Annotated in this window: 15 protein-coding genes and 3 pseudogenes; 11 read left to right on the top strand and 7 right to left on the bottom strand. The window is 72.5% G+C overall.

Going from position 1 to position 18,722, the window contains the following annotated elements; all coding sequences use genetic code 11:
- Positions 1 to 193: 193 nt before the first annotated feature.
- From OG202_RS39845 to OG202_RS39865, 5 genes and pseudogenes are all read right to left on the bottom strand, one after another.
- A pseudogene (locus OG202_RS39845) lies at positions 194 to 1,093 on the bottom strand (NlpC/P60 family protein); the annotation flags it as partial.
- A 168-nt stretch (positions 1,094 to 1,261) separates the two neighbouring features.
- Complete coding sequence (locus OG202_RS39850; RefSeq protein WP_327726998.1) at positions 1,262 to 2,173, bottom strand: M56 family metallopeptidase; 912 nt, start codon at positions 2,171 to 2,173, stop codon at positions 1,262 to 1,264.
- Complete coding sequence (locus OG202_RS39855; protein ID WP_326574869.1) at positions 2,170 to 2,538, bottom strand: BlaI/MecI/CopY family transcriptional regulator; 369 nt, start codon at positions 2,536 to 2,538, stop codon at positions 2,170 to 2,172. Before OG202_RS39855 ends, OG202_RS39850 begins: the two co-directional genes overlap by 4 nt.
- Positions 2,539 to 3,235: 697 nt before the next feature.
- Entirely contained in the window at positions 3,236 to 4,834 is a 1,599-nt protein-coding gene (locus OG202_RS39860; RefSeq protein WP_328224339.1) for a multicopper oxidase family protein, read from the bottom strand.
- 72 nt (positions 4,835 to 4,906) lie between these two features.
- On the bottom strand, positions 4,907 to 5,365 hold the full coding sequence (locus tag OG202_RS39865) for a hypothetical protein (protein ID WP_327726996.1): 459 nt from the start codon (positions 5,363 to 5,365) through the stop codon (positions 4,907 to 4,909).
- 385 nt (positions 5,366 to 5,750) lie between these two features.
- Here OG202_RS39865 and OG202_RS39870 point away from each other — a divergent pair, with 385 nt between their 5' ends.
- The 8 genes and pseudogenes from OG202_RS39870 to OG202_RS39905 all read left to right on the top strand — a co-directional run bounded on the left by OG202_RS39870 (position 5,751) and on the right by OG202_RS39905 (position 13,356).
- Positions 5,751 to 6,014: an SHOCT domain-containing protein gene (locus OG202_RS39870; protein WP_326585548.1), complete on the top strand. Its 264-nt coding sequence runs from the start codon at positions 5,751 to 5,753 to the stop codon at positions 6,012 to 6,014.
- A gap of 255 nt (positions 6,015 to 6,269) precedes the next feature.
- Entirely contained in the window at positions 6,270 to 7,103 is an 834-nt protein-coding gene (locus OG202_RS39875) for a M55 family metallopeptidase (RefSeq protein ID WP_326574865.1), read from the top strand.
- Positions 7,096 to 8,445 (top strand): M20/M25/M40 family metallo-hydrolase, encoded by a 1,350-nt coding sequence (locus tag OG202_RS39880; protein WP_327726995.1) that lies wholly within the window; start codon positions 7,096 to 7,098, stop codon positions 8,443 to 8,445. Before OG202_RS39875 ends, OG202_RS39880 begins: the two co-directional genes overlap by 8 nt.
- Positions 8,446 to 8,472: 27 nt before the next feature.
- A complete protein-coding gene (locus OG202_RS39885; protein ID WP_328224340.1) occupies positions 8,473 to 10,455 on the top strand; it encodes a dipeptidyl-peptidase 5 in 1,983 nt (660 codons plus the stop codon).
- Positions 10,456 to 10,559: 104 nt separating this feature from the next.
- Positions 10,560 to 11,444 (top strand): S66 peptidase family protein, encoded by an 885-nt coding sequence (locus OG202_RS39890; RefSeq protein WP_328224777.1) that lies wholly within the window; start codon positions 10,560 to 10,562, stop codon positions 11,442 to 11,444.
- A 72-nt stretch (positions 11,445 to 11,516) separates the two neighbouring features.
- Complete coding sequence (locus OG202_RS39895; protein WP_327726993.1) at positions 11,517 to 11,762, top strand: LapA family protein; 246 nt, start codon at positions 11,517 to 11,519, stop codon at positions 11,760 to 11,762.
- A gap of 26 nt (positions 11,763 to 11,788) precedes the next feature.
- The gene (locus OG202_RS39900; RefSeq protein WP_328224341.1) at positions 11,789 to 12,346 is read left to right on the top strand and encodes a GNAT family N-acetyltransferase; all 558 of its coding nucleotides are present in this window, start codon (positions 11,789 to 11,791) and stop codon (positions 12,344 to 12,346) included.
- A gap of 60 nt (positions 12,347 to 12,406) precedes the next feature.
- Positions 12,407 to 13,356, top strand: a pseudogene (locus OG202_RS39905) (arginase family protein).
- A gap of 43 nt (positions 13,357 to 13,399) precedes the next feature.
- On the opposite strand, the gene OG202_RS39910 reads toward OG202_RS39905, so the two are convergent.
- Positions 13,400 to 13,753 (bottom strand): VOC family protein, encoded by a 354-nt coding sequence (locus OG202_RS39910; RefSeq protein ID WP_326574856.1) that lies wholly within the window; start codon positions 13,751 to 13,753, stop codon positions 13,400 to 13,402.
- Positions 13,754 to 13,866: 113 nt separating this feature from the next.
- Between OG202_RS39910 and OG202_RS39915 the strand changes: the two genes are divergently transcribed.
- The gene (locus tag OG202_RS39915) at positions 13,867 to 14,382 is read left to right on the top strand and encodes a phage holin family protein (protein ID WP_328224342.1); all 516 of its coding nucleotides are present in this window, start codon (positions 13,867 to 13,869) and stop codon (positions 14,380 to 14,382) included.
- 343 nt (positions 14,383 to 14,725) lie between these two features.
- Here OG202_RS39915 and OG202_RS39920 read toward each other — a convergent pair.
- A pseudogene (locus OG202_RS39920) lies at positions 14,726 to 15,035 on the bottom strand (LLM class flavin-dependent oxidoreductase); the annotation flags it as partial.
- Between the two features lie 233 nt (positions 15,036 to 15,268).
- On the opposite strand from OG202_RS39920, the gene OG202_RS39925 reads away from it, so the two are divergent.
- Complete coding sequence (locus OG202_RS39925) at positions 15,269 to 16,795, top strand: NAD(P)/FAD-dependent oxidoreductase (protein ID WP_328224343.1); 1,527 nt, start codon at positions 15,269 to 15,271, stop codon at positions 16,793 to 16,795.
- Complete coding sequence (locus OG202_RS39930) at positions 16,792 to 18,639, top strand: transketolase (RefSeq protein ID WP_327726985.1); 1,848 nt, start codon at positions 16,792 to 16,794, stop codon at positions 18,637 to 18,639. The genes OG202_RS39925 and OG202_RS39930 overlap by 4 nt, the downstream gene beginning before the upstream one ends.
- Positions 18,640 to 18,722 lie beyond the last annotated feature (83 nt).

Consider the following 18,722-nt stretch of genomic DNA (forward strand, 5'->3'; position numbering starts at 1 on the left):
GCGGACGATCCTTGCCCGGGGCGGAGGCGTGAGCCGCTGATACGGCTGCGCGACGGCAGGGCCGTCGGGTGCGCTCAGGGCCGGGACGCGGCGAAGTACGGCATGGAGTCCAGGGGGACGATCTCGATGTTCTTGCCGGTGCGTGGATGGCCTTGCCGTTGCCGACGTACAGGCCGTTGTGCTGGTTGTCGTTGTACCAGTAGATGATGTCACCGGGCTGCAGGTCCGCCCTGGCCACCTTGCGGCCGGCGTCGTACTGCTGCTTGACCGTACGGGGCAGCGAGACGCCTGCCGCCCGCCAGGACGCGCCCGTGAGCCCGGAGCAGTCGAAGGAGTCGGGCCCGGTGGAGCCCCATTCGTAGGGCTTGCCGAGCTGCGCGTACGCGAAGTCGAGCGCGGCCTTGGCCCGGCCACTGGCCGGACCGTTGTACGTGGTGGGGGAGTCGCTGACACCCGCGGAGGTGTCCTCGCGTTCCTGGTCGGCCTCCATCTTGGCGCGCTGGGCGGCCGTCAGGCTGTTGAGCAGTTCGCGCGCCTCGGCGAGCTTGCCCTGGACCTCGTCCTTCTTCTCGCCCGCCTTGGCGCGCGTCTCCTCCAGATCCTTCAGGCGCTGCTGGGCGGCCTCGCGTTCCTGGGTGAGTTCCCGCTGCTTGGCCTGCATCGACCGCAGGGACTCGGCCTGCCGTCCGTTCGTACGGTCGAGCATCTGCGCCCGGTCGAGGTAGTCCTCGGGGTCACCGGAAAGGAAGAGCTGCAGGCTCGGGTCGATGGCGCCGTTGCGGTACTGCTCGGCCGCCAACGGGCCCATCTTGTCCCGCAGTTCGTTGATCTCCTGCTGCTTGCGGGCCAGCCGGTCCTGCGTACCGTCCACCTCGCGCTGCAGTTTCCTCTGCTTCTCGCGGATGGCGTTGTACTCCTCGGTGGGAGCCTCGGCCTCCTCGTAGAGCTTCTCGACCTGCTTGCGCACCTCGTCCACCGTGGGCTTGGGGGCCGCCTGGCTCTGCGTGGGCAGGAGGCTGACAGCACCGGCGGCCATACCGAGGGTGGCGATCCGGGCGCGGCTGGGCGGCTTCGGCCGACGGTGCGTTCCCATGCGCGGGCGACTCCTCTGTGGGCGGCGGACGGGGCAAGGGCTGAGGAGCCGGTGCTGTCCGTGGGACAGGTGACTCGTGAGCCTCGTCCGGAGCAAGCCTGTGAGAACTTAGTAGATTAGTAGTTCGGATCGCAAGCGATCTGGAGCCACAGCAGCCCCACGCGGGCTTCAGCCGATGCCGAGCGGGCAGGCGACGAGCAGCGGCAACAGTGGGACGGCCGCAGCCGCAGCGGCCATGGAGGCCCGGAAGGCAGGGTGCGGGGCCTCGCGCGGCCCGAGGACCCGCCGCAGCCGGATCAGAACGGTCTGGCCGGCCGCTGCGAAGGCACTTTTCGGGGTCCGGGCCGCCGCCATCTCGTACATCGCGGTCGCCAGCGCTCCGCCGGAGTGGGTGCGCAGAGCGCGGTCGTCGGCGACCATCTCCAGCAGGAGTGCCGTCTGCTCGCGGGCGTGGCGGGCCAGGGGGAGCCGCCGGAAGACCGAGTGGAACGCCTCCGCGGCGGCGAGCGCCAGGTGATGGCGGCCCGCGATGTGGGCACGCTCGTGCTCCAGGACGGCCGCGAGCTGTTCCGGTGTCAGTTCTCGTACGGCCGCGTCACTGACCACGATCCTGGGGCGGCGGCCGGGCAGGCAGTAGGCGGCGGGGACGTCGTACGGCAGGACGGTGGCACCCAGGCCGGGCGAGCGGCGGCCCACCAGATCCACAGCCTCCCGATGCCGTGTCCGCGCTCTGCGGGCTCGCGCGAGGTGGAAGGCGAAGCTCGCCGCAAGGGCGGTCCCGAGTGCCACAGGCAGGGAGGCGGCGAGTCGGCCCGCGGCTTCGGGGTCGGCACCGCCCGAGCCGATGTCGAGTCCGCAGGAATGCAGCAGTCCCAGCAGTCCCTCGTGTGCGTGCTCGGTGGGCATGACCAGGTTGTACGCGCTCAGCGCGACCCCGAGCGCGAAAGAGACCGTCAGGGCGTGCCAGACCGCCACCGCCAGGGCGGGGGCCCGGTGCGGCCAGCCGGCTCGCAGCAGCAGGCGAGGGGCGACGAAACCCACCGTCGCCGTGTAACCGACCAGGAGAGGTGCCGCGTTCACGTCTTCGCCCGGTGATCCACGGCTCGCAGGGCCTCGCGGAGCGCGGCCTGCTCCGCCTCGTTCATGTTCTCGACGAAGTGGACCAGCGCCGCCGGGCGGTCTCTGCTCTCACCCAGACCGTCCTCCATGAGCGCGGCGGCGTACGCCTCACGGCTGCGCACGGGGGCGTACAGCCAGGCGCGGCCCTGCTTGCCCCGCAGTAACCAGCCCTTGGTGTAAAGGATGTTGGTGACGGTCATCACCGTGGTGTAGGCCACGGGCCGGGTCTCGTTGATGTCGTCGACGACCTCGCGCACCGTCGCGGGACGGTTCCACGTCCAGAGGCGGTCCATGATCTCCGCTTCCAGGTCACCCAGCCGTCGCATGGTCCTGACTCCCTTTCACCATCGGACGCGCAGGCGAATACGCACGGCCATAGTAGATGGCCGAACCTGTGGTGGCCGACGTGTGCGGCCGGATCGACGCCGGCGTCGATCCGGCGCGACGGCGTTCCACCGCTGTCCGCCGTGGAGCTCGCCGGGCGGAACCGCCGCCGGGATCGCGGGTGTTGGCCGTCTCCGTCGCGCACGTCGGCGATGACTGACGAAATCCCGTCGCGGCGCGGTGACTTCCGCCGCGCGAGCGGGATCAAGGCGGTGACGACCAGGTCCTGGCGTCCCATCGTCACGGTGCGCCAGGGCGTGGTCGACCGGTGCGGCGAGCGCCAGGGGCCGGTGACGGTGCCACGAGGCGGGCCGTGTACGGCGCGAGCTTTCCCGGCGCGTGACGGGACGCCTCAGCGCACGTCCGGCCCGGTCGTCCGGGCTTGCCGCGCGGTACGAGCGCCGGGGCCACCGCGGCTCCACCGCCCGCGAGTTCGGCACCAAGGAGACAGCCCGAGGCCAGGCCGGCGTGCCCGATCGGGAGGTCGATCAGGAAACCTGACGCGCTGGTTCCCGCTCCGGGGTGCTCCCGGCCTGTGACGCTCACGCTCCGAGTCACGGCAGGACGGCGTCTCCTTCCCGGCGGCTCGGTGACCCGCCGGGCGGCACGCAAGGGGACGCGTGCCGCCCGGCCACGGGGTCATGCCCGGTAGGCGACGTGCGTCATCATCCCGGCCTCGCCGTGGTAGGCGTTGTGGCAGTGCAGCATCCACTGGCCGGGGTTGTCGGCGTCGAAGAACACGGACAGCCTCTTCTTGGGCAGCACGATCGCGGTGTCCTTCCGAGGCCCGCCGGCGCCGAGCTGGTAGGTGTGGCCGTGCAGGTGCATCGGGTGCCACATGGTGGTCTCGTTGACGAAGTCGAGCCGGACCCGCAGGCCCTCCTCGACCAGGAGCGCGTGGGCGTTCGGGTCGGCCATGTCGAACGGTGTGCCGTTGATGGCCCAGTTGTAGTGCATCATGCCGCCGGTGAGCCTGACCTGGTGCGTGACATCGGTCCTGGCGGACTTCAGCCGCACGTCGTCGGCCGCGCGCAGTCGGGAGGCGGTCATGACCGTGCCGCTGAGCTCCTTCGGCCGAACGGTGGCCGAGGGAGCGCTGCCCGAGCCGGTGCGCACGAGGGCCAGGCCGTTCGCGTTCTTCCCCTCGGCCAGGGCGACCAGGGGGAAGACGCCGTCGCCGAGGGTGACCAGTACGTCGTAGCGCTCGCCCATGCCGATCAGAAGCGCGTCCGCCCGCTGGTGCCGGACGGGGAAGCCGTCGGTGTGGGTGATCGTCATCCTGTGGCCGCCGAGGGCGACGCGGTAGGCGGTGTCGGCCCCCGCGTTGATGATCCGCAGACGCACCCTGCGGCCGGGCTTGCCGGTGTAGACGTCCGGAGCGGCCGGAACACGGCCGTTGACCAGGTGGTGGGGGTACTTCACGTCGCCGGCGTCACCGCCGAGCAGGTCGCTCTCGGCGCCCATGAGCATGAACCTCGACGACATCCCGCCCGACGAGGCGGAGGCGGACGGGGACGCGCCGTCGCTCGTGGTCCCCGTGCCGTGCATGTCGTGGCCCTCCATGCCGGAGCCGGAGTCGCCGCCCATGTCCATGCCGCCCATGCCCTGCCCGAGCTCGGCGAAGACCTCGTCGGGGGTGCCGGTGACGCCGTCGACCCAGTCGTCGAGGACGACGACCCACTCGTCGTCGTACGCCAGCGGCTCGCGCGGGTCCTCGACGATCAGCGGGGCGTACAGGCCGCGGTCGAGCTGGACGCCGACGTGCGGGTGGAAGAAGTACGTGCCGGGGGTGTCGGCGATGAACCGGTAGGTGAAGCTGCTTCCGGGGCGCACGGCGGTCTGGGTGGCCGGGGGCACGCCGTCCATGTCGTTGCGCAGGGCGATGCCGTGCCAGTGGATCGAGGTGGCGGTCCTGCCCGGCAGCTGGTTCGTGAGTTCGGCGGCCAGCGTATCGCCGGCGGAGAGCCGGACCTCCTTGCCGGGCGCACGGCCGTCAAAGGCCCAGGTCCTGGCCCTGATACCGGCGCCCAGGTCGAGCACGGCAGGTGCGGCGGTGAGCGTGGTCCGGTGCTGCCTGCCGGTGCCGGCCCGCTTCTTCTCGGCGGCGGCGACAGCCGAACCGGAAGGGCTGACCAGGGCGGGAGCAGGGCCGGCGGAGTCGGTGCAGGCGGCGAGCGCGCCCGCGCCGGCGGCGCCGAGTCCGGCGAGCAGGACGGAGCGGCGGTTGATGCTGTTCACGATGTGAGTCCTCTTGTCCGAGCTGGCATACGGGTCGCGGCGGAGACGGCACACGGGTGCCGTGGGCGCGGCCTAGATGCGCAGTCGGGAGAGGACCGACAGGTCGGGTGGCGCGCGGCCGACCGTCCCGGCGAGCAGCCGGCCCGTCTGCACCTGTTGCGGGTTCGCCGTCGGTGGGGGAGAACCCGGCGGCGGCACGGGAAGCTTGGACACCTCGATGGTGGCCGAGGCGCAGTGCTGCATCCCGCCATCGGCGCAGGCGCTGCCGTCGGCACCGTGCACGGGGGCGGGTGCGTCGAGGCCGTCCGTGTGAACGGGAGCGGACCCGTGCGGAAGGGCGGCGGCGGACGAGGATGTCGTGCCGGGCATGGCATGACCGGTGTGCGGGGAAGAAGCGGCGTGTCGCGGTGGAGCGGACGTGATCGCGGCCGTTTCGTGGTGGACCAGCACGACCAGCACGACCAGCGCGGCGATGAGAACGGCAACGGCGCCACCTGCCCGGTGGACGGCACCGGCACGGACTGCTGTCATCGCCAACGCCTCCGCCCGGGGTCGTCGTCAGTGAGCCCTGTCGGCATGGCTCGTCGCCTGCTCAATATACCCCCGTGGGGTGTCACCCGCCTTCCGTGTCGCGGGGGAGGCAACCGTCGCAGCGTGCGGCGCGCAGCGACGGTGAGGCCGTCGTCGAGCAGGCCGGGAGCGGCTTCCGCGCGCTCCTTTTCAGCTCGTTCCTTCCAGTCTCCGCCCGGCGACCCCTGCCTCGTAGGGGCTGAACGGCCCACCCGCTCGGGACCGTCCGACCCCCGCACGTCGGCCCCGGCAGAGGCACCATGAAGGCAAGGGCAGAAGCTCCATGAGGCGCCGGACCTCACCGTCCGGGCCCGATCGCCGAACGATCCGAAGCAGGTGAATGGCGATGTTCTGGTACGGCCACGACGTCAGTGGATGGGGCTGGTTCGCGATGTCCGCCGGCATGGTCGTGTTCTGGGCGCTGATCATCACGGTGGGCGTGCTGCTCTTCCGCGCTGTGAACCGGCCTGACGAGCACACCCGTACTCCCGCCGCGCCGCAGACACCCGAGCAGGTTCTCGCAGAGCGGTTCGCCCGCGGGGAGATCGACGACGAGGAGTACCGGCGCCGCCTGAACGTCCTGCGCACCGGCCCTCTCACCAAACCGTGAGAGCGGGCCGCACCGGCTGCGGCCTGTGTCCTGCGCCGGGGGAGGCTCTCGAGGGAGGCCTGCGGGACCCCAGGTCCGTGGGCTCCGCGGTGCCGACGCCCGGGAGTGGACCCAACCTCCCGCGCCTCGTGGGAAGTTCCCCCGCCGACGCGTAACGTGAGGCGGCATGAAGATCCCCGTCACCATCGCAAGCTGTCGGAAACCGCTGTCATCAGCCGGACGGCAAGCCTCTGACCTGCGAGGGGACGGACCCGCATGAAAATCCTCATCAGCGCCGACATGGAGGGCGCCACCGGTGTCACCTGGCCGGCCGACGTGCTCCCGGGGACACCGCAGTGGGAGCGGTGCCGTTCGATGTTCACCTCGGACGTGAACGCCGCCGTGCTCGGCTTCTTCGACGGCGGCGCCGACGAGGTGCTGATCAACGAGGCGCACTGGACGATGCGCAATCTGCTGCTGGAGGAGCTGGACGAGCGCGCGCAGATGCTGACCGGGCGGCACAAGGCGCTGTCCATGGTGGAGGGCGTGCAGCACGGCGACGTGGACGGCATCGCGTTCGTCGGCTACCACGCGGGCGCGGGGATGGAGGGCGTCCTTGCCCACACCTACCTCGCGAACTCCGTCACCGGGGTGTGGGTGAACGACGAGCGGGCCAGTGAAGGGCTGCTCAACGCGCATGTCGTCGCCGAGTACGGGGTACCGGTGGTGCTGGTGACAGGCGACGACGTGGCGTGCGAGGACGCCCTGGGCTATGCGCCCGAGGCGCTCAAAGTGGCGGTCAAGGACCATGTGTCGCGGTACGCGGCGGTGTGCCGCACCCCCGCGAGAACGGCCGCCGACATCCGTGCGGCGGCGAAGGAGGCCGCGGCGCTCGCGGTGCGTCACGCACCGGTTCGGGGCGGACCGTTCACCGTGGCGCTGGAGTTCGACGCCGAGCACCTGGCGATGGCCGCGACCGTCGTGCCGGGTGTGGTCCGTACCGGTGAGCGCAAGGTCGCGTACACCAGCCCGACCATGTACGAGGGAATCCGCACGTTCAAGGCGGTCACCACGATCGTCTCGGCCGCGGTGGAGGAGACATATGGCTGAGTCGGCGATGCCCGGGACGACCGCGGACCCCGTGGAGCGGCGGGCCCTGGACGAGGTCGTCCGTTTCACCTCCGAGCTCATCCGCATCGACACCACCAACCGCGGCGGCGGGGACTGCCGGGAGCGGCCCGCCGCCGAGTACGCCGCCGCGCTGCTGGCCGAGGCGGGCCTGGAGCCCACCCTGCTGGAGCGCACCGAGGGCCGTACGAACGTCGTGGCGCGGATCGAGGGCACCGACCCGTCGGCGGACGCGCTGCTCGTCCACGGTCATCTGGACGTGGTCCCCGCGCAGGCGGCTGACTGGAGCGTGCACCCGTTCTCCGGGGAGATCCGCGACGGCGTGGTCTGGGGCCGGGGCGCGGTCGACATGAAGAACATGGACGCGATGATCCTCGCGGTCGCCCGGCACTGGGCGCGCGCGGGCGTCCGCCCCCGCAGGGACGTCGTGATCGCGTTCACCGCCGATGAGGAGGCGAGCGCCGAGGACGGCTCCGGCTTCCTCGCCGACGAACACCCCGGTCTCTTCGAGGGCTGTACCGAGGGCATCAGCGAGTCGGGCGCGTTCACCTTCCACGACGGCGCGGGCCGGCAGATCTACCCGATCGCGGCCGGGGAGCGCGGCACCGGCTGGCTGAAGCTCACCGCGCACGGCCGCGCCGGCCACGGTTCCAAGGTGAACCGGGCCAACGCGATCACGCGACTGGCGGCGGCGATCGCCCGGATCGGCGCACACGACTGGCCGCTGCGGCTCACCCCGACCGTCCGCGCGGCCCTCACCGAACTCGCCGCGCTGTACGGCGTCGAGGCCGACCTCGACGACCAGGGCGGCGTGGACCGGCTGCTCGACAAGCTCGGTCCGGCCGCCGCCCTGGTCGAGGCGACCGTGCGCAACAGCGCCAACCCGACCATGCTGGAAGCCGGTTACAAGATCAATGTGATCCCGGGGGAGGCCGTCGCCCACGTGGACGGACGGTATCTGCCCGGCGGCGAGGACGAGTTCCGCGAGACCCTCGACCGGCTCACCGGACCGGATGTGGAGTGGGAGTACGAGCACCGGGAGGTGGCCCTCCAGGCGCCGGTGGACTCGACGACGTACGCGCGGATGCGGTCCGCCGTCGAGGAGTTCGCGCCCGAGGGGCACGTGGTGCCGTACTGCATGCCCGGCGGCACGGACGCCAAGCAGTTCTCGCGCCTCGGCATCACCGGCTACGGCTTCTCGCCGCTGAAGCTCCCCGAGGGCTTCGACTACGCGGCGCTCTTCCACGGGGTCGACGAGCGCGTGCCGGTCGAGGCGCTCCACTTCGGCGTCCGCGTACTCGACCGCTTCCTGCGGACGGCCTGAGACATGGGATTCGGGGGACGAAAGGACATGGGGGACACGGTGCAGACCCTGGCGTACGGTTCATGGCCCTCACCGATCACCGCGGCGCTCGCCGCCGCGCACGACGGGCATCCCGAGTTCGTGGACTTCGTCGGCGACGAGGCGTGGTGGACCGAACCACGGCCCACCGAGGGCGGCCGGCGCACCCTGGTACGGCGCACGGCCGACGGCACGGAGGAGTCGGTGCTGCCGGCCCCGTGGAACGTGCGCAGCCGGGTCATGGAGTACGGCGGCCGGCCCTGGACCGGTGTCCCGCGGGACACCGGCCACCTGGTGGTCTTCGTGAACTTCGCCGACCAGCGCCTCTACGCGTTCGAGCCGGGCGGCGAGCCCCGCCCGCTCACCCCGGTGTCGTCCGTGGGCGGCGGACTGCGCTGGGTGGACCCGCGGCCGCACCCGGACCGGGACGAGGTGTGGTGCGTCCTGGAGGAGTTCACCGGGGACGGACCCACCGACGTACGGCGGGTCGTCGCCGCGGTGCCGCTGGACGGCTCGGCGGCCGAGGACCGGGGCGCCGTGCGGGAACTCACCGACGACAGCCGGCGGTTCGTCACCGGCCCCCGTCTCTCGCCGGACGGCCGCCGCGCGGCGTGGCTCGCCTGGGACCATCCGCGCATGCCGTGGGACGGCACCTCGCTGCTCGTCGCCGAGGTGACCGGGGACGGCGTGCTGGGCGAGCCCCGGACCGTCGCCGGCGGCCCGGAGGAGTCGGTCGCCCAGGCCGAGTGGGCCGCCGACGGGACCCTCGTCTGCTCCAGCGACACCACCGGCTACTGGAACCTCTACCGCCTCGACCCCGACGGCGGCGACCGCACGGCTCTGTGTGCCCGCGAGGAGGAGTTCGGCGGGCCGTTGTGGAAGGTCGGCTGGCACTGGTTCGCGCTGCTGGACGGCGGGCTCGTGGCCGTGGTGCACGGGCGGGGTGCCACCGCGCTCGGCATCCTCGACATCGAGACCGGCCAGGTCGTGGACGCGGCCGGACCGTGGACCGAGTTCGCCCCGTCGCTCGCCGTGCACGGCGGCCGGGTCATCGGCATCGGGGCCAGCCCCCGCAGCGCGTACGAGGTGGTCGAGCTGGACGCCGCCACCGGCGAAGCCCGTGTGATCGGGGCCGCGCACGACGATCCGGTGGACCCCTCCTTCTACCCCGAACCCCAGATCCGCAGCTTCCTCGGCCCCGCCGGACGCGAGATCCACGCGCACGTCTACCCACCGCACCACCCCGGCCGTGTCGCCCCCGGCACCGAGCTGCCGCCGTACGTGATCTGGGCGCACGGCGGGCCCACCAGCCGCGCGCCCCTGGTCCTCGACCTGGCGATCGCCTACTTCACCTCACGTGGCATCGGGGTGGCCGAGGTCAACTACGGCGGGTCCACCGGATACGGGCGGGAGTACCGCAACCGGCTGCGCGAGCAGTGGGGTGTCGTCGACGTCGAGGACTGCGCGGCGGTGGCGCTCGCCCTCGCCGACGAGGGCACCGCCGACCGGACCAGGCTCGCCGTCAGGGGCGGCAGCGCCGGCGGCTGGACCGCCGCCGTGTCCCTCACCACGACCGACGTCTACGCCTGCGGAACCATCCTGTATCCCATCCTCGACCTCACGAACTGGGGGGCGGGGGAAACGCACGACTTCGAGTCCCAGTACCTGGAGAGCCTGGTCGGGCCGCAGGCCGAGGAGCCGATGCGGTACGTGGAGCGGTCGCCCACCGAGCACGCCGACCGGATCACCGCGCCCTTCCTGCTGCTCCAGGGCCTCGACGACGTGATCTGCCCGCCCGCGCAGTGCGAGCGGTTCCTGGCCCGGATGGAGGATCGGCGGGTGCCGCACGCCTACCTCGCCTTCGAGGGGGAGGGGCACGGCTTCCGGCGGGCGGAGACGATGGTGCGGGCCCTGGAGGCGGAGCTGTCGCTGTACGCGCAGGTCTTCGGGTTGAATCCTCCTGGTATCCCTACTCTGGAGCTCGCCAAGTGACACCGCCCGCCCCACCCGGCCCCACCGGCCCGTCCCACCCCACCGGCCCGGCCCGCCCGGTCACGCCGCTGACCAGGCCCGCCCGCCTCGCCCCCGGCGCCCGGGTGGCTGTCGTCGCGCCCAGCGGGCCGGTGGCCGAGGAGCGGCTCAGCGCCGGGCTGGACATCCTGCGCGGCTGGGACCTCGATCCCGTCGTCGCACCCCACACCCTGGACCGGCACCCCGAGTTCCCGTACCTCGCGGGCACGGACGCCGACCGCGCCGCCGACTTCCAGGCCGCCTGGTGCGACCCGTCCGTGTCCGCCGTGCTGTGCGCCCGCGGCGGCTACGGCGTCCAGCGGATGGTCGACCTGCTCGACTGGGACGCCCTACGGGCGGCGGGCCCCAAGACGCTCGTCGGGTTCAGCGACATCACCGCCCTCCACGAGGCGTTCGCCACCCGGGCCGGACTGGTCACCCTGCACGGCCCCATGGCGGCGGGGGTCGACTTCCTCAAGAACACCGGGGCCCAGGACCATCTGCGCGCCACCCTGTTCTCCCCGGAGACGGTCCGCATGATCCGGGCCGCCGAAGGAAGCACCGCCCTCGTGCCCGGCCGCGCCCGGGGTGTCCTCCTCGGCGGCTGCCTCTGCCTGCTCGCCGCCGAACTCGGCAACCCCCACGCCCGGCCCTCCGCCCGCGGCGCCCTCCTGTGTCTGGAGGACGTCGGCGAGGAGACCTACCGCCTCGACCGCTACCTCACCCAGCTCCTGCGCGCGGGCTGGCTCGACGGAGTCGCCGGCATCCTGCTCGGCTCCTGGGCGCAGTGCGACCCGTACGACAGGGTGCGGGCGCTTCTCGTGGACCGGATCGGCGGGGTCGGGGTGCCGGTGGTGGAGGAGTTCGGGTTCGGGCACGGGGAAGGGGCGCTGACGATCCCGTTCGGGGTGATGGCGGAACTGGACACGGAGGCGGGGACGCTGACGCTGGACGAGCCGGCGCTGGCCTGACCGCCCTCCGCCGGGGCCTGCGGAAACGGCGCCCACCGGGCGCGTCCCGCCGGCTCGCGTCATTCTGGAGGTATGAGCCCGAAGACATCGGAACGGAGCGGGACGCACAGGCGCAAGCGATGGGGTGACCTGCTGACGCCCGGCAGGGTCGTCGCGGGCCTGCTCGCGGTGCTCGCGCTCGTCTTCGTCTTCCAGAACACCCAGGACACCGAGATCCAGCTGCTGGTCTCCGAGGTCACCATGCCCCTGTGGCTGGCGCTGCTGGGGACGGGCCTGGTGGGGGCGGTGTGCGGGTACTTCATGAGACGGCGCAGGTGACGCCTGCGCCGACGTACCGTGGCGGGGTGTCCGAGAACGTTCGTCATCTCATCGAAGGCCCTCGCGTCGGGATACGGCACTTCAGGCCCGACGACGGGGCCGAGTTCACCGCGCGGGTGCGGGAGAGCAGGGATCTGCACCGGCCATGGCTGTTTCCGCCGGCCACCCCCGCCGCGTACGCCGCTTACGCGGGGCGGCTCATCGAGGATCCGACGAAGGCCGGGTTCCTGGTGTGCGAGAAGGACGGCGGCGGGCTCGCCGGGTTCATCAACATCAACAACATCGTGGAGGGCGGCTTCCAGTGCGGAGCCCTCGGCTACGGGGCCTTCGCGCATGCCGCCGGACGCGGGCTGATGGGGGAGGGGCTCGGGCTGGTCGTCGAGTACGCGTTCACTTTCATGGGGCTGCACCGGCTGGAGATCAATGTGCAGCCCGGGAACGCCGCCTCCATCGCGCTCGCCCGGCGGTGCGGATTCCGGCTGGAGGGGTTCTCGCCGGACTTCCTGTTCATCGACGGGGCGTGGCGGGACCACCAGCGGTGGGCGCTCACCGCGGAGATGAGAGGCCGGGCGGACCGGGCATGAGCCCGCCATCGGAATGATCCGTTCCCGTCCCCGGCGGGCGGCCCGGTCCCGCAGGATGAGATCCATGCGGAGCGGAACATCGTCGTCGACGCCCCCTCGAACCTCGGCCTGCGACCGCCCGCCCCGGGTACCGTGCCCGGTTGCCACAAGCTCGCCGGCGCCCTGCGGGAGCAGGGCATCGTGCGGCGGCTCGGTGCGCCGGAGGGCGGGGTGGCGGTGCCGCCGCGCTACGACCGGGGCTACTGGCGGGAGGGCGACGGGGTCTTCAACGCCGCCGCGATCGCCTCGTACACGCGCAGGCTCGCCGACCGGATCGAGCGGCATGTCCGGGCCGGTGAGCTGCCCGTCGTCCTCGGCGGGGACTGTTCGATCCAGCTCGGCGCGTCGCTCGCGCTGCGGCGCATCGGACGGTACGGGCTGGTCGCGGAGTGGGGGTACCTCCCACGCCCTTAAGGCAGTGGGGGAGCGTCCGCCGACTTCCGGCATCCGGGGAACTCCGACCGGGTCGGGGCGGCCGGTGGCGAGGAGCTGGCGCTCGCCACCGGGCGCGGGCAGCCGGACCTGACCGATCCGGAGGGGCTGGGCCCTCTCTGCGCGACGAGGACGTACGGCTCTTCGGTATCCGGGACGCGTTCGAGGACGAGCGTGGCGAACTGGCCGCGCTGAAGATCCCGGTCGTGACGGTCGGCGATCTGCGCACCTGGACCTGGGGTGCGGACGATGTCGCCCGGGTCACCGCGCAGAGCTTCGAGACGCCTGAACTGGGCGGCTTCTGGGTGCACTTGGACGCCGACATGCTCGACCCGTCCGTCATGCCCGCCGTCGACAGCCCCGACCCCGACGGGCTCCTCCCCGACGAACTGACCGCGCTGCTACGCCCGTTGGTCCGCTCACCGCACTGCGTCGGCCTCAACGTCGCCATCTACGACCCCGATCTGGACCCCGACGGCACGGCGGGCGAGCTGCTCACTGACCTCGTCGTGGCCGCCTTCGCCGAGCCGGCCGGGTGATCGCCCGCCGCCGGGTTCCCCGACCGGTCCCGCGGGCCCGGGACTACCCCGCCGCTCTGCGGTCCGCGTACTCGTAGACCGAGCCGTCGGGATGGACCGCGATGAGGTTGCGGCCGACCGGGGTGGGGATCGGGCCGGCCAGGACGCGGGCGCCGGAGGCGGTGAGAACCTGGTTGGCCTCGTCGACGTCCTCCACCGCGATGGTGGCGGTGACCTTCCGCAGGACCTCCAGCTCCGACTCCGGGCCGCTCATCAGCAGGAAGCACCCGACGGCGGCGACTTGGACGCCACCGCGTTCGAAGCGCATCGCCGGTCCGCCCGAGAGCCTCTCGTAGAACGGGACCGCGGCCTCCAGGTCGTCGACGCAGATACGGAGCGTGGTGCCGAGAATCTCCATGGGGGAAAGCCTAGTTGGGGCCGACCGGGGATGGAGATCGTTTCGGGCGGTTCTCGTTCCCGTCGCCGTCGCGCGCCGCGTTACCCGGGCACGGGCCCGGGTACTCGGGTGCGATGGACCGCTTGGATCATCTGGAACATCTGGACAAGCACCTGGTCGACGAACTGGCGCAGGTGGCCCGCGAGACCGTCCGCGACGAGCTGCGGCAGCAGACCCGTAAGCAGCGTCGTACGGCCACGCTGTACGCCGCGTCCGGGGCGCTCGCCCTGTACGCGGGCGCCGCCCTGGCGCTGGCCCTCGGTCTGGCGCTGTCGCTGGGCCTGCCGGACTGGGCCGCCGCGCTGATCACGGCCGTCGTGCTCGGAGTGGCGGCGTATGCGCTGAGGGGCGCGGCGCGGCCTTCGGCCGGGCGCGAGGGAGAGCTCGCGGCGGACCGTGACCGGGTCGCCGGTGGTACGGCGCCGGGGACGCCCCCGGGTGGGACGGGGCCGGCCGGCTACCCGCCGGTGCCGCCCGTCGCGCCCGGCGGTGGGACCGGGGCCGCGGGCGGACCGGCGCCGGGTATGCCGCCCGGTGCGCCGCCCCCGGCCGGCGTCGACCCCGAGGATCCGCGCCACCGGGGCCGGTGACGGCGGGGTCGCCCCAGGAAGCGGGCGGGGAGCGGGGCCGGGACGGCGAAAGCGTCCCGGCCCCGCTCGCCTTGTGGCCACGTGTGGTCGGTGTGGATCGGGTTGTGGTCGGGACCGACCGTGCGCTCGGCGCTCCACGCGGGGTCGTCGCCTGCCGCCTGCCGCCTGCCGCCTGCCGCCTGCCGCCTGTCGCCATGAGCAGGACATGCACTCGGCCCAGACGATGACCAGACGATGGGGAGAGGTAGCACCGTCTGGGCCGAGAACCCTGGGGGTGGGGCCGGTCAGCGGGGGCCCCGCTCGAGTTGCGGCAGCACCTTTGTGCGGTAGAAGTCGAAGAAGCCGCGCTGGTCGCCGCCGCCTGCGCGACGACCGCCGGGTGGATCCGGGCGGTAGGGCAGGTCACGGCCGTCTCGATGGGCAGCGCCACGGCCTCGGAGCGCGCGCCGATCACCGACCACACGAACGGGCTCCGGCCCTGGGCGTCGTTCCACGGGTGGACGTGGTCAGAGATCCACAGACAGTCGAATCCGGCCTGCTCCGCCTCCCCCAACTCTCGACTTCGCTCGAGCCGGGGGGACCCCCACCGCCTGCTCGATCAGCTCCGCGGGACCGAACTCCTCGGTCGCCAGGAAGTAGCCGTACTCGGGCATGGGGGCACCTCCGCGAGGGGTGCGGTCGGGGTCGGGGTCGGGTCGCGGTCCGGGTACCCGGAGGTCACAGGGGAAACCCACGGACGTTCGGGCGCCCAGCCGGTTTGGGCGCCTTGGCCAGGGGGACGCGGAAGGCTCGTACGCCACAGGACCCATACGCCTGAGGACGCTCAGGACCCCTACGCCTGAGGACGCTGAGGACTGCGTATGCGCGACCCCGCCGGAGGCGAACCGTGAGTCGACCCCGCATCGTGATCGTCGGTGCCGGCTTCGCCGGCTACCGGACGGCCCGCACCCTCGCGCGGCTGACCCGGGACAAGGCCGACATCACCCTGCTCAACCCGACCGACCACTTTCTGTATCTGCCCCTGCTGCCCCAGGTCGCCGCAGGCATCCTGGAACCACGCCGGGTCACCGTCTCCCTCGCCGGCACCCTGCCCCACGTACGGGTGGTGCTCGGCGAGGCCGACGACATCGACCTCGACGCGCGTACCGTGCGCTACTCGGACCCCGAGGGCGGCGTCGGCACGCTGACCTACGACCGGCTGGTGCTCGCCGCCGGGAGTGTGAACAAGCTGCTGCCCATCCCGGGCGTCGCCGAGCACGCCCACGGCTTCCGGGGGCTGCCGGAGGCCCTGTACCTCAGGGACCACGTGACCCGGCAGGTGGAGCTGGCCGCCGGCGGAGAGGATCCCGAGAGCTGCGGCGCGCGGTGCACCTTCGTGGTGGTCGGCGCCGGGTACACCGGGACCGAGGTCGCCGCCCACGGCCAGCTGTTCACCGACGAGCTGGTCGGGAAACAGCCGTTGCGGGAGGGCATGCGGCCGCGCTGGATACTGCTCGACGTCGCGAAGCGGGTGCTGCCCGAGATGGACGAGAAGCTGTCGCGGACCGCCGACCGGGTGCTGCGGCAGCGAGGTGTCGACGTGCGGATGGGGACCTCCGTGAAGGAGGCGACGTCGGACGGAGTGCTGCTGACCGACGGGGAGTTCGTCGACACGCGCACACTGGTGTGGTGCGTGGGCGTACGGCCCGATCCGCTCGCCGAGTCGCTGGGGCTGCCGATGGAACGCGGCCGGCTGCTCGTCGAGCCCACGCTGCAGGTGCCGGGCCGGCCCGAGGTGTTCGCCTGCGGGGACGCGGCCGCCGTGCCCGATCTGACCAAGCCGGGCGAGTACACGCCGATGACCGCGCAGCACGCCTGGCGGCAGGGCAAGGTGGCCGGGTACAACGTCGCCGCGTCCCTCGGCCGCGGCGAGCCCAGGCCCTACCGGCACGGCGACCTGGGCTTCGTCGTGGACCTCGGTGGCGTCGAGGCCGCCGCCAACCCCCTCGGCATTCCGCTGTCCGGCCCCGTCGCCGGTGCCGTCACCCGCGGCTACCACCTCGCCGCCATGCCCGGCAACCGCATCCGTGTCGCCGCCGACTGGCTCCTCGACGCGGTACTGCCCCGCCAGGGCGTCCAGTTGGGCTTCGTACGGTCCTGGTCGGTCCCCCTGGACACGGCGTCACCGGAGCTGGCCAGGATGCCGGGCGCGCCGGAGAAGGACAGGGAGAAGGGCAGGGGGACGCCGGAGAGTTCCGGGCGGCGGGGGGCGGTGGAGGAGCGGACCGCGCCCGACCGGGCCGGGGTGTCGAGCGGACCGGGGGCCGCACACAAGGATCAGGCCCCTGACCGGCCGGCGCCACCGCCCCAGGCGCGGCGCGAGGTGTCCGAAGACCGGCAGAAGCCCGCCAAGGGTTCGGAAGGAGAGTCATGAACAGCCGTCAACTCACTGAGCTGGCACAGCAGTTGCGGGTGGACAGTGTGCGTGCCTCGGGGGCCGCGGGCTCCGGGCACCCGACCTCGTCCATGTCGGCCGCCGAGCTGATGGCGGTGCTGCTCGCCAAGCATCTGCGGTACGACTTCGAGCGGCCGGTGCACCCCGGCAACGACCGTTTCGTGCTGTCCAAGGGGCACGCCTCGCCCCTGCTGTACTCCGCGTACAAGGCGGCCGGCGCGATCAGCGAGACCGAGCTGATGACCTTCCGCAAGCACGGCAGCCGTCTCGAAGGGCACCCGACGCCGCGCAAGCTGCCCTGGGTGGAGACGGCCACCGGATCGCTCGGCCAGGGACTGCCCGTCGGCGTCGGCATCGCGCTGGCCGGGAAGCGGCTGGACCGCACCGGCTACCGGGTGTGGGTGCTGTGCGGGGACAGCGAGCTCGCCGAGGGCTCGGTGTGGGAGGCCGCCGAGCACGCCGCGTACGAGCATCTGGACAATCTGACGGCGATCGTGGACGTCAACCGGCTCGGGCAGCGCGGGCCCACCCGGCACGGACACGACCTGGACGCCTACGCCCGCCGCTTCGCGGCCTTCGGCTGGCACACGATCGAGATCGACGGCCATGACGTGGACGCCGTCGACCGCGCGTACGGCGAGGCCGATTCCACCAAGGGCCAGCCCACCGTGATCCTCGCCCGCACCCTTAAGGGCAAGGGCGTCGAGGCCGTCCAGGACCGCGAGGGCCTGCACGGCAAGCCGCTCAAGGACGCCGACGAGGCGATCGCGGAACTCGGCGGTGTCCGCGACCTCCGCGTCGAGGTCCGGCAGCCGCCCGCCGCCCGGATGCTGCACGCCGTACGGACCGGGCACCTGGAGCTGCCGCGCTACGAGATCGGCGACGAGGTCGCCACCCGCGACGCGTACGGACAGGCACTCGCCGCGCTGGGCACCGCACGCGGTGACGTCGTCGCCCTGGACGGCGAGGTCGGCGACTCCACGCGCTCGGAGTTCTTCGCCAAGGAACACCCCGACCGCTACTTCGAGTGCTACATCGCCGAACAGCAGCTGGTGGCCGCCTCGGTGGGCCTCGCGGCGCGCGGCTGGGTACCGTACGCCGCCACGTTCGCGGCGTTCCTCACCCGTGCCCACGACTTCATCCGCATGGCGTCGATCAGCGGGTCCGGCCTCAACCTCGTCGGCTCCCACGCGGGCGCCGCCATCGGCCAGGACGGGCCCTCGCAGATGGGCCTGGAGGATCTGGCGATGATGCGCTCGGTGCACGGCTCGACCGTGCTCTACCCGTGCGACGCCAACCAGACCGCCAAGCTCGTCGGCACGATGGCCGGCCTCGAGGGCATCCGCTATCTGCGCACGTCCAGGGGCGACTCGCCCGTCCTCTACAGCCCGACCGAGGAGTTCCCGGTCGGCGGCAGCAAGGTGCTGCGCGCCTCGGACACCGACCGGCTCACCGTCGTCGCGGCCGGGGTCACCGTCCACGAGGCCCTGAAGGCGGCCGAGGCGCTGGACGCCGAGGGCATCCAGGTCCGGGTGATCGACCTCTACTCGGTCAAGCCCGTCGACCGCCGCACCCTGCGCGAGGCCGCCGAACGCACCGGTTGCCTCCTCACCGTCGAGGACCACCACGAGGAGGGCGGTCTCGGCGACGCGGTCCTCGACGCCTTCCTCGACGGCCGCCCGGTGCCCCGCCTGGTGCGCCTCGCCGTCCGTACGATGCCGGGCTCGGCGAGCCCGCGGGAGCAGCTCCGAGAAGCGGGCATCGACGCGGAGGCGATCACGGCGGCCGGACGGCTGCTGGTGGAGCACGCGATCGCGCCCTGACCGGCCCGTCGACGAGCGGCCCCATACGGCCCCCATGCAGCCCCCATACGGCCCACATACGGAGAGGAGTCGACCAAAAGGTT

This window comes from Streptomyces sp. NBC_00310, assembly GCF_036208085.1.
Taxonomy (GTDB): domain Bacteria; phylum Actinomycetota; class Actinomycetes; order Streptomycetales; family Streptomycetaceae; genus Streptomyces.

Coding starts and splice junctions, on each gene's coding strand:
- OG202_RS39855 (WP_326574869.1), bottom strand. CDS start 2,538: ATGCGACGGCTGGGTGACCTGGAAGCGGAGATCATGGACCGCCTCTGG.
- OG202_RS39865 (WP_327726996.1), bottom strand. CDS start 5,365: ATGACAGCAGTCCGTGCCGGTGCCGTCCACCGGGCAGGTGGCGCCGTT.
- OG202_RS39870 (WP_326585548.1), top strand. CDS start 5,751: ATGTTCTGGTACGGCCACGACGTCAGTGGATGGGGCTGGTTCGCGATG.
- OG202_RS39875 (WP_326574865.1), top strand. CDS start 6,270: ATGAAAATCCTCATCAGCGCCGACATGGAGGGCGCCACCGGTGTCACC.
- OG202_RS39880 (WP_327726995.1), top strand. CDS start 7,096: ATGGCTGAGTCGGCGATGCCCGGGACGACCGCGGACCCCGTGGAGCGG.
- OG202_RS39885 (WP_328224340.1), top strand. CDS start 8,473: ATGGGGGACACGGTGCAGACCCTGGCGTACGGTTCATGGCCCTCACCG.
- OG202_RS39895 (WP_327726993.1), top strand. CDS start 11,517: ATGAGCCCGAAGACATCGGAACGGAGCGGGACGCACAGGCGCAAGCGA.
- OG202_RS39910 (WP_326574856.1), bottom strand. CDS start 13,753: ATGGAGATTCTCGGCACCACGCTCCGTATCTGCGTCGACGACCTGGAG.
- OG202_RS39915 (WP_328224342.1), top strand. CDS start 13,867: ATGGACCGCTTGGATCATCTGGAACATCTGGACAAGCACCTGGTCGAC.
- OG202_RS39930 (WP_327726985.1), top strand. CDS start 16,792: ATGAACAGCCGTCAACTCACTGAGCTGGCACAGCAGTTGCGGGTGGAC.